This is a genomic window from Terrirubrum flagellatum (genome assembly GCF_022059845.1).
In the GTDB taxonomy this organism is placed as follows: domain Bacteria; phylum Pseudomonadota; class Alphaproteobacteria; order Rhizobiales; family Beijerinckiaceae; genus Terrirubrum; species Terrirubrum flagellatum.
Genome location: NZ_CP091851.1, coordinates 2,718,673 through 2,732,181 on the forward strand (window position 1 = coordinate 2,718,673; position 13,509 = coordinate 2,732,181).

The following is a 13,509-nucleotide window of genomic DNA, read 5'->3' on the forward strand; positions in this document are numbered from 1 at the left end:
GCCCTGCACATTTTCGTTGAACGCGACTCGCTCTCCGCAGCGCTACGCCTCATGGGCGCGAGGCGTCTCCCCCCGGCGTCGCCGGGCGCAACGGGCCGCCGCACCAACCCGGAGCGGCGGTCCGCCTACTTATTTAGATGCCGAGCGAGGAAGTCCGCTCGTTCTCGAATTGCACCGCTTCGATCTCGCGCCAAGAGGGCGATAGCTTCCTCGATCCTGGGAAAATTCTTTCTTCGATTGATCAACGCGTCGGCAGCAGCGCGTCTCACAAGGGCTGATCGGTCCCTGATGCTTTCCGCGATGAGGGCGTCTACCTCATACGTCAGGGTCAGCGGCCTGCGTGCGTACTCAACCACGCGCTTGCTGATGCCGAACCTTTTATCGATCCATTCTCGTTGGAAGCCGACGGGCCAGAAAGCGTATCCTTCGGCGATCATTCTAATTGAGATTGCTCGCACCACGGGGTTTTTCGCCTTCTTCGCCAAGCCTAAAAGGTAGGCATCAATCTTGGGGCCTCGCGCAGCATATTTGAACTCAGTTCCCAATGGGCCAATCGAGACGCAAAAAAATCTCTGGATCAGAGCGGCCATAACTTCTGGGCGGTCAAAGATTTGATCGACCAGGCTCACCCCAATCGCCTCCCACCGGCCCCAGTTGCGCCAGCGATCTAGAAGAAAATACGAAGCGGAAACGGCGACCGCGGGGGCGATACGCGGAAAAACACGCGACGCACACATAGCCGCCGCCGCTCGCACCGGCTCGGCCCAGTCGTTCAGCCTCCAAGCAAGGGCAGCAAGCATGAAGGGCGAGTCGGGCGGATCGTTGAGAGTTTCGAGGGCTGCCTGGCGAACGAATCCGTCTCGGTGGAAGATGAAGATCGGCGCAATCTCAGGAGCGTCTCGGAGAGTGTCGAAGGCGATACGACGGTTGCTCGCGCTGGAAAAAAGCGAGGCGCTGTATGCAATGCGGGAATCGCACCACGAAATGGCCTGCGGCGGCAAAGATGAAAGCCCTCCGCGCACGCGAAGGATGAGCTTACTCGGTGCGTGACCCTTCTCAAGCTCTGCCCCAAGCGCCGCGAGAGCAGCGTCCAATTCTGACGGAAAACGCTGGACGCCTTTTGTCACAGATTAATTCGCAAAGATCAGTTGCGGAGCTTCACGAGAAAAATGCATAAAATACCATCTGGAGCAACCGCCCGGTGACGCTCCACTCTGACCTGCTGATTTGAGGCTGATCTGAGGCCGGAAAACTCTACCGCCCGGCGATCCAATGTTCGGTCTCAGAGCACAACTGACCAGGCTCTAATCGCCACTGGATGAAACTCTCGTGGCAGGTCAAAACAGGCGCAACTTGCGCCAGTTAATCGCAATGATCGCCCCCTGTGCCGCTTCCCGTCATGCCCGATGATCTCCAGTTGGCCCAGGACGTCCGACTTCACGGTGATGTTCTGTGACGCACGGTGGATGGCGCTTCACGATCGATGAGGTTGCTCTAGTAGTTCGAGAGCTTGACGATCGGCATCGGTGATCGCGTCGTCAATCTTCGGTGATTTCTCAGACCGCGCGACGGGCTTCGTCCACCCACAGCACTCACTGCGCTCTCCGATAAACCCGTTTACCCGACTCTAAGGCCCTTCGTCACGAAGTTTGGTCAGCGGAAAGGCGCCCATAGTGCAGATCTGGAAAAGTGCACTGAATGTATTCCTCCCCATCGACACTACTGAGAGGTTTTTGGCTGAAGTGCGCCAAAAGATGGTGTATCGCGGCGGCCGTGCAGCTCACGATGCAATGAACGTGCGGCCCCTTCACCTATGATGCCTGGATCGGGGTCGACCGACCTCGAGCATCGAGGAAGGAGCGACGGCCATGGCGCATTTCGTGGGTCTGGACGTGTCGGTGAAGGAGACGTCGGTTTGCGGGGTGGACGATACAGGCAAGGTGCTGTGCGAGCGGAAGGCGCCGACAGAGCCGGATGACATCATCCTCCTACTAACCTCGATCGGTGGTGATTACGGCAGGGTGGGCCTCGAGGCCGGTCCACTATCGCAGTGGTTAGTGAACGGGCTGACCGAGGCAGGGCTGCCAGTCATATGCGTCGAAACACGGCATATGAAGGCGCTGCTGAAAGCGCAGCAGATCAACAAGTCTGACCGAAACGACGCTCGTGGAATAGCGCAGATGATGCGTGTCGGCTTGTTCAAGCCGGTGCACGTGAAGACGCTGGCCGCGCAAGAACAGCGAATGCTGCTCACCAGCCGCAAGCTCATTCAGTCCAAGCTTCTGGACGTCGAGTCCGACATGCGCGGCACGCTGCGCAATTTTGGCTTGAAGGTTGGCGTCGTGAGTACGGCTGGGTACGAAGCCCGGATCCGACGTTTGGTCGAAGACTTTCCAAGGCTGGCGGCGATTGTCGAGCCCTTGCTGACGGTCCGGCGCACGATGCGCCAGCAACTCGTCGTTCTCCATAAGATGTTGCTCAACACCGTCCGTGCCGATCCGGTGTGCCGGCGGTTCATGACCGCGCCAGGGGTTGGCCCTGTGGTCGCGCTGACCTATCGCGCCTCCGTCGATCAGCCGCATCGCTTCCTGCATTCAAGAGCGGTCGGCGCGCATGCGGGCCTGACGCCGAAACGTTGCCAGTCAGGCGAAGTCGACTACGACGGCGGCATCTCCAAATCCGGAGATGTCATGCTGCGGACGATGCTTTACGAAGCGGCGCAGTCGATCCTCGTGCACAGCAAGAAATGGTCGTGGTTGAAGGCCTGGGGTGTCAGGGTCGCCAAACGGCGCGGCGCGCGCCGGGCCATCGTTGCGGTCGCCAGGCGGCTTGCGGTCATTCTGCATCGCATGTGGGTCGACGGCTCCGACTTCCGCTGGAGCAACGCCGCCGCTGCGGCGCGGCCCGCATGACGGCGCGCTGTCACTGACAAGAAACGCATCCGATTCTGCCTCGGCAGGAAGATGTCCCCACGGGGACGATGGATGGAGCGAGTTCGTAACGTCGGCAGATCCTGCCGCCTTCGGCGGCAAGGGCGCCCGAAAGATTGAACCACTCCGTCCTTCTGACCCCATCATGAGGCGGCCCAGCGCCGACCTCGCAGAGAAGCACGAGCCTCGTGCGGCGACATCAACCGATGCAGATCAATTGCGGAGAGCGACCCATGTCGTGATCACAATCCCCTTGACCTCGGCCGCGATAGAGAAGCCGACATTCGCACTCATCCTCGGAAGCGGACGTTCGGCCTATCAATTAGAGCGCTCCGGTCGTGTAAGCCGGCACCACATCAAGATTGGAATATGCTGCGGCTTGAGTTCGCTGGTGCGCGTTTTGGAGAGCTTCAAGAATGAAGCGAATCTGCTCGCGTAGGCCCACCTCGGGATCTTCGCCGCGTTGAACGCAGTGCTCGATCAAAATCGGATGGAGGAATGGGGTAATCGCGGCGTTGACCGCTCGCGCCGCTTGCGCCGGATCCTTGACCTTCAATTCTCCCCTCTCGGCTCCCTCGCGAATGATCGCTTCAAGGGTTGCGACCATCAACTCGATATGAGTTTTGATAATCACCGTATTGCTCTGCATGGCGGCGACAATCATATCGTGTATGCGCCGTTCCTTGATCAGTTTTGCCTTGTTGTGTTGGTGAACGGCGGTCAGAAGCCGGTCGAGCTTTTCCAAGGACGGTGCGTTTGCGCGCGCGATCGTCAATGCAATATCGGCGACCTCATTCACGACCCGCTTGCACACAGACTCCTTGATCGCCTCTCTGGAGGGAAAGAAACGGTAGATGTTTGCCGGGCTCATGCCGAGTGCGCAGGCGATGTCGGCCACGGACGTCTTGTGGTAGCCGATGCGGCGAAAGTGCTCCTCCGCCACTTCCAGGATGCGCGCACGCACCACGTTGGGATCGGTGCGTGTTCGGACTGGACGATTCACGGATTAGCCTACTCGGCAGCCATCGCTATTTGCAGTTCCGGCTCCTCCGTCGAAACCTCATGGATTTCGTCTGCAGTCGGCTTGATCCGGAACCACGTGGCGTAGAGCGCGGGAAGGAAGAGCAGGATCAACACCGTGCCGACCGCCGTGCCGCCGATCAGCGTGTAAGCCATCGACCCCCAGAAGACCGAGTGCGTCAGCGGGATGAAGGCCAGCACCGCGGCGAGCGCGGTCAGTATCACAGGCCGCGTGCGTTGCACGGTGGCCTCAATGACGGCGTGATAGTCGTCGAGTCCGGCCGCGCGGTTCTCCTTGATCTGTTCGGTCAGGATCAATGTGTTGCGCATCAGGATGCCGGCCAGTCCGATCAAGCCCAGGATAGCGTTGAATCCGAAGGGCTGATTGAAGGTGAGCAGCGCCGGCACGACGCCCACAAGGCCAAGCGGCGCCGTCAGCAGCACCATTGCCATCATCGAGAAGGATCGGACCTGCAACATGATGACGATCAGCGTGATGGCGATCATGAGCGGGAAGACCTTGCCCAACGCGGCGTTAGCCTTCGCAGCTTCCTCGATCGATCCGCCCAGTTCGATGCGATAGCCGGCGGGAAGCGATGCGATCAGTGGCTGAAGGGCTTTCATGATCTGCTTGGAGACTTCCGGAGGCTGGGTCGCCTCGTTGATGTCCGCGCGGATCGTGATGGCGGGGTTACGGTCGCGGCGCTTCAGGATCGGCTCTTCCAGGCGGATTTCGGAATGGCCAATTTGGCTGAGCGGAATCTGGCGGCCCTCCCGACTCATCAGCGAGTAATCCGCGAGGCGCGTTGGATCCAGCCGCTCGCCGCCGGCGCTGCGGGCAACGACAGGGACCTTGCGAATATCCTCGCGAACCTGCGTGACGGCGATGCCGGTGAGGAGAAACTGGAGTTGCTGGCCGACCTCCGTCGGAGAGAGGCCGATGAGGTTCAGCCGGTCCTGATCGGGCACAATGCGCAGCACGGGCGTACGATTGCCCCAGTCGCGGTTTGCCTGCCGTACATCCCCGACACTGCGCATGATCTCGAGGGCTTTTTCCGAGATGCTGTAGAGTTGGGCCGGATCGGGGCCCGTGACGCGGAACTCAACCGGGAACGGCGTGTAGGGGCCGAACACAAGCTGCGTGACGCGGACATAGGCCTCAGGCGCCAGCCCCTGCGCCACCGCCTCCCGGAGCCGATGCTTCAACGCCTCGCGCGCTTCGGCGTCGGGGGTCAGAACGACGAGCTTGGCGAAGGCGGGATCGGGCAGCTCCGGCGCCATCGCGAAGAAGAAGCGCGGAGCGCCCTGACCGACATAGCTCGTGACGATCTTGGCCTCAGGCTGGGTGTTCAGCCAATGTTCAAGCTTCTCAACCGCGGCGGTCGTCGTTCCGATGCTCGTGCCTTCCGGCAGGCGAACCTCCACCAGCACTTCAGGCCGGTCGGAGGTCGGAAAGAATTGCTGTTTAACGCCGCCCATGCCGACGCCTGAAAGAACGAAGGCGATGCCGACGATGGCGCAGGTGACGAACTTGTGGCGCACGGCAAAGGCGATGAGCCGCCGCAGGCGCCGATAGTTCAGCGTGTCGTAGATCGCGTGGTGACCACCCGGGATCGGTTTGATTGCGGGCAGCATCTTGACGCCGAGATAGGGTGTGAAGACCACCGCAACGAACCAGGAGACGATGAGGGCGAACCCCACGACCCAGAAGATGTTGCCGGCGTATTCGCCGGCCGTCGAGCGCGCGAACCCAACGGGCAGGAACCCGGCGATCGTCACAAGCGTGCCGGACAGCATCGGCGCCGCGGTGTGGCTCCACGCGTAGGCGGCAGCCTTGATACGGTCCATGCCCTCTTCCATCTTCACCACCATCACTTCGATGGCGATGATGGCGTCGTCCACGAGCAGGCCGAGCGCCAGGATGAGGGCGCCGAGCGTAATACGGTCGAAAAACCGGCCGGTCTCCAGCATGATGAGGAACACGACGGCGAGCGTCAGAGGGACAGCCGCCGCCACCACGATGCCGACGCGCCAGCCTAGGCTGAGCAGGCTCACCAGCAGCACCACGCCGAGCGCCATCGCGAACTTCATCATGAATTCGTCGACCGCGGAGGCGATGTTGACGGCCTGGTCGGTCACCTTGTCGAGCGTCATCCCGAGCGGCAGCGTGTGTGCAATGGCCGCCGTCCTGTTTTCCAGAGCCTTGCCGAGAGCGAGACCATCCCAGCCCTCCTGCATGACCGCAGCCAGCATGATGGTGGGCTCTCCTTGGCGCCGAATGAGGTAGGTCGGAGGATCTTCATAGCCGCGGCGGATATCTGCGATGTCGGAGAGCTTCAGCGTCCGCCCCGCAGCGACGATCGGCGTATCCGCTATCGCCTGGACGCTGTCATAGGCGCCGTCGACCCGCATGAAGACTCGCGGCCCCCTTGTGTCGATTGAGCCTGCCGGGGTGACAGTGTTCTGCCGCTGCAACGCCGCGACAATATCCGGCGGCGACACGCCAAGCGTCGCCAGCTTGGCGTAGGAGAACTCGACGAAAATCTGTTCGGGTCGTTCACCGAGAATGTTGATCTTCTTGACGCCGGGAACGTGCAGGAGATCCTGGCGGATCACCTCAGCTTGCCTCGCCAGCTCACGCATCGGCATGCCCTTGGCCTTCAACGCATAGAGCGCGAAGCTCACATCCGAATATTCGTCGTTGACGAAGGGACCGAGCACGCCGGGCGGCAGATTGCGGGCTTCATCCCCGAGTTTCTTGCGCGCCTGATAGAACTCCTCCTGGACTGCAGAGGGGGGCGTGCTGTCCTTCAGCGTGACCGTCATATAGGCGTAGCCAGGCCGCGTGGTCGTCTCGACCCGGTCGTACCAAGTGAGTTCCTGAAGCCGCTTCTCCAACGGTTCGGCGACGAGTTCCTGCATCTCGCGCGACGTCGCACCCGGCCATGCCGTCGTGACCGTCAGGGTCTTGATGGTGAAGTTCGGGTCCTCCGCCCGGCCGAGCATGATGAAGGCATAAGCGCCGGCGGCCACCAGCAGGAGAATCGAGAACAAAGTGACCGCCCGTTCGCGAACGGCGATCGCGGAAAGATTGAGGCTCACCCGTTGCCTCCGCTCTGAGAGGCGGTCCTGACGCGAGCGCCCTCCTGCAGAAGATGAGCGCCGAGCGAAACGACCGGATCCCCAAAACTCAGTCCGGAGATCACAGCGGATTCGCTGGTCACACGCACAAGCCTGACGGGCCGAAATTTCACCGTCGAGGTGGCGCTATCCAAGACCCAGACGCCAGTTCTCTGACCATTGTCGAGCACAGCACCGAGCGGCACTTCCACTTCGGGTTCACTCGCCTGATTGACCAACCGGACAGTTACTGTCGCGCCAAGCGGCGCCTCCGCGGCCCCACCGTCGAGCACATAGCGGGCCTCATAGGTGCGGGTCTGGGCGTCGGCGGAATCCGATAGCTGCCGGAGATGCGCCGTGTAGCGGCGTCCATCGTCTCCATACAGGCTGGCCTCGGCCGCAGAGCCGATCGCCGGCCGGATCGTTTCGGGCAGCGCAACCACCGCTTCGCGGGGGCCCACCTGGGCAAGCCGAACCACGGCCTGGCCGGCGGATACGACCTGTCCCGGCTCGCCAAGGGTTTCGACGACTGTGCCATCCGCGTCCGCCAGCAGGATCGAATAGGTCGCCTCGTTCTCCGCGACCCGCGCGTTGGCTTCAGCTGCGGCGAGTTGCGCCGTGGCTGCATCTGACGCGGCTTTGGCCTGTTCATAGCGCTGTCGGGAAGACCATCCGTCGCTCACCAACTTGGCGTATCGCCGCTCATCAGCTTCCGCCTGAACGACAGATGCACGCGCTGCGGCGACCGCGTTGCGCTTCGCCGCGACCGCAAGGCGAAGGTCAGTTTCGTCGATCCGCATCAACGGCTGACCGGCCTTGACCTGCTGACCGACATTCACGAGCCGCTCCACGATCTTGCCGGGGACGCGAAAACCGAGATTGCTCTGCACCCTCGCCCCGATGACTCCCGTGAAGCCGCGTTCGGAGCCCGTCACCCGCGCGGCCGTCGCCAGTCTGACGATCGGAGGTTGCTGTCTCGGGTCGCTTACGGCAGCGGCTTCCCGCGCGCGAAGGGAAAGCGTGACGAATGCGGCCGCCCCCGCCCCCGCGATCAGGACGCCTGCCACCACAATTCCGGGTCTCTTTTTCATGCCCGTCGCCTCGCCAAATTAGATTGCATTCGCACTCTATATCGAATATAGATGTCGAACGCAATCTAATTATGGAGGTCGACGATGCGCGTCAGTCGCGTTCAGGCCGAGAAAAACCGGCAAGCCGTGATCGATGTCGCAAGCCGCCTGTTTCGGGAGCACGGCTTTGACGGCATCGGCCTCAAAGATCTGATGGAGAATGCCGGGCTGACCCAAGGCGCGTTCTATAAGCAGTTCGCGTCGAAGGACGACCTGGCGGCGCAGGCCTCCGCGCGAGCATTAGAAAGTGCCACCCGGCGATGGTCGGCGGCAGCCGAGGCCAATCCGAAGGACCCGCTCGGTGCGGCGATCGCGTTCTATCTCAGCACAGGGCATCGCGAAGAAAGGGGCGACGGCTGTCCTGTCGTTGCGCTCGGCTCCGATGCCGCCCGTCAGGGCGAAGATGTGAAGGCATCTTTCGAAGCTGGAATCCAAAAATACCTGGAGATGCTCGGGCACTGGGTTGGCCAACCCGACGCCGAGGATTCGGCCGACAAGGCCATGGCTGTTCTCTCGACCATGGTGGGAGCAATGGTCCTGTCGCGCGCGATCAACAACAAGCGTCTGTCAAAGCGCTTCCTGCAAGCGGCGGCCAAGAGCGTGATGGGCTTGTCTACCGGTGCTGCCCAAAAAGGACAACGCCGATGACGATGGTCTCTCCAGCCCCTCCATTCGCAACACGGAGCCCATCACCATGAATGACGTCGTCATCATCGGCGGCAGCTTTGCCGGTCTCGCCGCCGCGCTGCAACTCGGCCGCGCGCGCCGCAAGGTCACCGTTGTCGATACCGGCCTGCCGCGCAACCGCTTCGCCGGCCACTCGCATGGCCTGCTCGGCCACGATCACAAGCCACCGCTGGACATCCTGACCCAGGCGCGGCAGCAGCTCGCGCGCTATCCCACGATCAGGCTGGTCAATGCCCGGGCCGACAGCGTCTCCGGCGCCATCGACGATTTCTCCGTCCTCACCGGCGATGGCGAACGCCTTGGGGCGCGCCGCCTGATCCTGAGCTATGGCGTCGCCGACCAGATGCCTGATGTTCCAGGCTTTGCCGAAGGCTGGGGCACGTCCATCGTGCCCTGTCCCTATTGCGACGGCTTCGAAGTCGCCGGCCGGCATTGGGGTCTCGTCTGGTCTGGCCGGCAGTCGCACAATCAGGTCAGGCTGTTCCATGATTGGACCGACAGGTTGACGCTCTTCGCCGATGGTCACGACATTCCGCCCGATATTCGGGCCGATCTGGCGCGTCGCAACATACCTGTCGTCGAGGGCCGGCTCACCGGGATCCCCCGTCACAAGGGCCATCGCGCCACCGTCAAGCTCGATACCGGCGCCGATGTCGCGGTCGACATCCTGTTCGCGCATCCGCGCAACAAGCCGTCCGCCAACCTGCATGAATCACTGGGCCTCGCCACGGTCGATACGCCTAGCGGCATCGCCCTCAAGGTCGATGAGCGCCGCGAGACCAGCATGCCCGGCACCTACGCCGCCGGCGACCTCGCCAACCCCGGAATGCCCTCGGTCACCACGGCATCATGGCAAGGCGCGATGGCGGGCATCTTCGCCCAGCAGTCGATGCTGGTTTGAGAGCACCAGTTGACGCGGGAATAGGTTCGCCAATCCGAGCTTGATGGCCCGGCGAAGTTCGCCGGCGAGCCGAATTGATAGAGGTATTGATGCGACGGATTGTTGTTACGGGCATGGGAGCGGTTACCCCGCTCGCTGCGGATGTCAAAACATCCTGGTCGCGTCTCCTGGCCGGCCGCTCCGGCATCCGGAGGCTTCCCGACGTTGTGGTGGGAGACTTGCCGGCGAAGGCCGGCGGCGTCGTGCCTTCGCGGCAAGAGGATCCGGACGCTGGCTTCGATCCGGATGCTACGCTGGCGCCGAAGGATCAGCGCAAGGTAGACCGGTTTATTCTCCTCGGGCTCGCGGCTGCGCAAGAGGCGTTGACACAGGCAAATTGGAAGCCTGGCTCCGAAACCGAGCGTCTGCGCACAGCCACGATCATCGCGTCAGGCGTTGGCGGTTTCCCGGCCATCACCGAGGCGGTGCGCACGGTGGACTCGCGCGGCGTGCGCCGCCTGTCGCCTTTTACAATTCCGTCCTTCCTGGTGAACCTCGCGGCTGGCCATGTCTCGATCCGCCATGGCTTCAAAGGCCCTCTCGGCGCCCCGGTGACGGCATGCGCGGCCGGCATCCAGGCGATTGGCGATGCGGCTCGTCTTATCCGCGCCGATGAAGCCGACATCGCAGTGTGCGGCGGCGCGGAAGCGTGCATGAACATCGTCAGCCTCGGCGGCTTTGCCGCTGCGCGCTCTCTTTCCACCGGCTTCAATGACAAGCCGACCGAGGCCTCGCGTCCCTTCGACATGGCGCGCGATGGTTTCGTCATGGGCGAAGGCGCCGGCATTCTCGTCATCGAGGAGTTGGGCCATGCGCTGGCGCGCGGCGCAAAGCCGATCGCCGAGCTTGTCGGCTATGGCACGACCGCGGATGCGCACCACGTCACGTCCGGTCCTGAGGATGGCGACGGCGCGCGCCGAGCGATGGAGATCGCGATTGCCCAGGCGGGGATTTCGCCGCGCGAAGTTCGTCATCTCAACGCGCACGCGACTTCCACGCCGGTCGGCGATCTGGGTGAGATTGCAGCGATCAAAGCGCTGTTCGGTTCCGACGGCGCAATTGCCGTCAGCGCCACAAAATCGGCGACCGGGCACCTTCTCGGCGCGGCCGGCGGACTTGGCGCCATCTTCGCGATCCTCGCGCTGAAGCATCAGATGGCGCCGCCGACGCTCAATCTAAGCGCCCCCGATCCGGCCGGCGACGGGATTGATTTTGTCGCCAGCGAGGCTCGGTCGATGGCGATGGAGTACGCAATCGCCAATGGCTTTGGCTTCGGCGGCGTGAACGCAAGCGCGCTATTTAAGCGCTGGATGAACGACATGCCCAGCACAAGCGCTGGAGCGAACGAATGATCCAACTCTCTCGCGCCTCATGACGGTTCGTCTCCCGCACCAAATCAACACCAAGAAAGAGAAGGCAATCATGAACAAGAATAGTCGTGGCGTCGCCCTGGTGACAGGCGCGTCCTCTGGAATCGGTCACGCCACTGCCAGGGCCCTGCAAAATGCTGGCTTTCGCGTGTTCGGTACGAGCCGCCGCGCAGCCCCCACGACATCGGACGGCATCACGATGCTAACCTGTGACGTGACCGATGACGCATCCGTGGCGAAGTTGGTCGATGAGGTTCTCGCCAAAGCCGGACGCATCGACTTGCTCGTCAATAACGCCGGCATTGGCTTGCTGGGCGGCGCGGAAGAATCCTCGGCCGCCCAAGCTCGGGCGCTGTTCGATGTGAACGTCTTCGGCGTTTTGCGCGTGACCAACGCTGTCTTGCCTGCCATGCGCCGTCAAAAGAACGGCAGGATCGTCAACCTGAGCTCGGTGTTGGGCCTGATTCCGGCGCCCTACTCCGCGCTCTACGCCTCCACCAAGCATGCCATCGAAGGCTATTCCGAATCTCTCGATCACGAACTACGCACCTTTGGTATTCGGGTTGTGCTGGTCGAACCCGCCTACACCCGGACGGCGTTTGAAGAGAATCTCGTAAAGCCAGACCGAGCGCTTGACATCTACAACGCTGCGCGCGCCGGCATGAACGGCATCCTGCGCAAAGCGATTGAAGCGGGCGATGCGCCCGAAGTCGTCGCCGGGGCGGTTCTGGAAGCAGCGACCGCGTCCAATCCGAAGCGCCGCTATGCAGCGGGGAAAATGGCGCGTCAGGTGAGTTTACTGCGCCGTTTCGTTCCCGCATCCGCATTCGACAAGAGCTTGCGAAAGCAGAACGGGCTGCCGGTTTGAGTTGATATCCTGCTAGCCGACGCGACGGCAGCGGCCAACACTCACTTAGCCTGGGTCACATCGGCCAACGCCGGCCCCCACAGCCCGCCCTGGATCGTTAGGCCGGACTGGTCCGGAGATTCAATCGGATGGCGAACGGGTGGCGAGCAATATTTCATCGCAGTCCGCGAAATGTATTCCGTCCTGACGCCTTCTGAACAGGCGGCGTACGACCGGGCTTTCCCGATCCCGACGAAATGGGACGGACATTTTGATCGAGGTCGAAGAGGATAGGAAGAAGAACAAGCGGTTCAGACCATTGATACCTGCTCCCGCTCTGGGCGCGGACTTCCGTCTTTCAATCGCTTGCGAGATTTGCGGCAAGCGCCAATTCCGGTCACTCGCGATGTCTCCCCGAAGCGGACCTTCAATGAGCGCCTAGCAGCCGGACAAAGCGCTTAGCGAACAGAGTGCTTACTGCTTCAGAAATATTGGCAGGACGCGCGCCGCTCGATTCGTCCCTCTACATTGGCGTTGCGGCCCCTACCCCCGACGCGACGCCGATGCTGGGAATGCCATGCTGGTAGCCATGGGTGAGCGCAAAACCGTTGCACATCCCGGGGGGCGCTGGCGCCCAGCCGAATTGGAACAGCGTGAAACCATAGCCCACGCCGGCCTCGAACCCGAACATCGATACTCCGCATACTCCGAAGAATGACGCCTTGCTGATGCTGACGCCACCGAGCCCGCGCACGACGCGGCCGCCGCCAGAGGGATCGCTGGGAAGCGAGATGTCAAACCCGAGCGGCGAGCCTTGGCTCGCCATGGCCAGTCCCCCACGGATGACAACGTGAAAGCTCTCGCCGCCGTCTTCGTTCGTGATATCGAGATGCGCAACGAAGAGGCCTTTATCCTTCCAGCCCACATCGATCATCGCGGAGTTGCCAATTTTCCACGTTGTCGGTGTGAACGGCGCCCCAAACGACGATCCGCCAATTCCGCTTCGCGTCGCGCCCGTCACCCCATTGAGCCGCATCGACAGCGCCTGTGCTCCTGTAAACGGCGCAATCATCTTGTCCGGGGCCGGCCCCAAGCCAGGGCACGGCGGAATCGCATACCCACGCGACTGCAGGTTTCCGATGAGGCTGTGTATGGTCTCTCCCCGCGGACCGACGAGGCCGTCCGCCTTGAGGCTGCTGACCTTCTGATAGGTCGTGATCGCTTCGATTGTCCTTGGGCCGATAAAGCCATCAATCTCGAGCGGGCGCGTGCTTGCCATGCCTCGGCTGCTGTTGAAAGCCACGAGCAACGTTTGGACCAGCTTGACGTCGTCGCGATTGTTGACGGCGTTAAGCCCGACCATCGCCTTCATATCGAGAAGCAGCGGGGAGGAAGCGCCTTGAGCGCAAATCTCAGGAATCATCTGAATGGCCCCTGGAAGTATCTGATAAAACACCGGCCAAAG

The 13,509-nt window shown here is 62.2% G+C and carries 10 protein-coding genes; 5 read left to right on the forward strand and 5 right to left on the reverse strand.

Translation table 11 applies throughout. The features are described from left to right. Nucleotides 1-125: 125 nt before the first annotated feature. On the reverse strand, nt 126-1,127 hold the full coding sequence (locus tag L8F45_RS13230) for a hypothetical protein (protein ID WP_342363329.1): 1,002 nt from the start codon (nt 1,125-1,127) through the stop codon (nt 126-128). Between the two features lie 741 nt (nt 1,128-1,868). On the opposite strand from L8F45_RS13230, the gene L8F45_RS13235 reads away from it, so the two are divergent. Continuing rightward, nucleotides 1,869-2,912 (forward strand): IS110 family RNA-guided transposase, encoded by a 1,044-nt coding sequence (locus L8F45_RS13235; protein WP_342363330.1) that lies wholly within the window; start codon nt 1,869-1,871, stop codon nt 2,910-2,912. 340 nt (nt 2,913-3,252) lie between these two features. Here L8F45_RS13235 and L8F45_RS13240 read toward each other — a convergent pair whose 3' ends face one another. From L8F45_RS13240 to L8F45_RS13250, 3 genes are read right to left on the reverse strand one after another with little or no spacing between them, the layout of a single operon-like run. After that, on the reverse strand, nt 3,253-3,933 hold the full coding sequence (locus tag L8F45_RS13240) for a TetR/AcrR family transcriptional regulator (protein WP_342363331.1): 681 nt from the start codon (nt 3,931-3,933) through the stop codon (nt 3,253-3,255). Between the two features lie 8 nt (nt 3,934-3,941). Beyond that, complete coding sequence (locus L8F45_RS13245) at nt 3,942-7,052, reverse strand: efflux RND transporter permease subunit (protein WP_342358359.1); 3,111 nt, start codon at nt 7,050-7,052, stop codon at nt 3,942-3,944. After that, nucleotides 7,049-8,161: an efflux RND transporter periplasmic adaptor subunit gene (locus L8F45_RS13250; protein ID WP_342358360.1), complete on the reverse strand. Its 1,113-nt coding sequence runs from the start codon at nt 8,159-8,161 to the stop codon at nt 7,049-7,051. The genes L8F45_RS13245 and L8F45_RS13250 overlap by 4 nt, the downstream gene beginning before the upstream one ends. An 84-nt stretch (nt 8,162-8,245) precedes the next feature. Here L8F45_RS13250 and L8F45_RS13255 point away from each other — a divergent pair, with 84 nt between their 5' ends. The 4 genes from L8F45_RS13255 to L8F45_RS13270 all read left to right on the forward strand — a co-directional run bounded on the left by L8F45_RS13255 (nt 8,246) and on the right by L8F45_RS13270 (nt 12,065). Beyond that, the gene (locus L8F45_RS13255; RefSeq protein ID WP_342358361.1) at nt 8,246-8,848 is read left to right on the forward strand and encodes a TetR/AcrR family transcriptional regulator; all 603 of its coding nucleotides are present in this window, start codon (nt 8,246-8,248) and stop codon (nt 8,846-8,848) included. A 46-nt stretch (nt 8,849-8,894) separates the two neighbouring features. Further along, nucleotides 8,895-9,788 carry an NAD(P)/FAD-dependent oxidoreductase gene (locus tag L8F45_RS13260; protein ID WP_342358362.1) on the forward strand — a complete coding sequence of 298 codons (894 nt, stop codon included), beginning with the start codon at nt 8,895-8,897 and terminating at the stop codon, nt 9,786-9,788. Between the two features lie 89 nt (nt 9,789-9,877). Beyond that, complete coding sequence (gene fabF, locus L8F45_RS13265; protein ID WP_342358363.1) at nt 9,878-11,179, forward strand: beta-ketoacyl-ACP synthase II; 1,302 nt, start codon at nt 9,878-9,880, stop codon at nt 11,177-11,179. Nucleotides 11,180-11,249: 70 nt separating this feature from the next. Next, complete coding sequence (locus tag L8F45_RS13270) at nt 11,250-12,065, forward strand: oxidoreductase (RefSeq protein WP_342363438.1); 816 nt, start codon at nt 11,250-11,252, stop codon at nt 12,063-12,065. A 502-nt stretch (nt 12,066-12,567) separates the two neighbouring features. Here the strand turns inward: L8F45_RS13270 and L8F45_RS13275 are convergent. Beyond that, nucleotides 12,568-13,467: a peptidoglycan-binding domain-containing protein gene (locus L8F45_RS13275; RefSeq protein WP_342358364.1), complete on the reverse strand. Its 900-nt coding sequence runs from the start codon at nt 13,465-13,467 to the stop codon at nt 12,568-12,570. Nucleotides 13,468-13,509 lie beyond the last annotated feature (42 nt).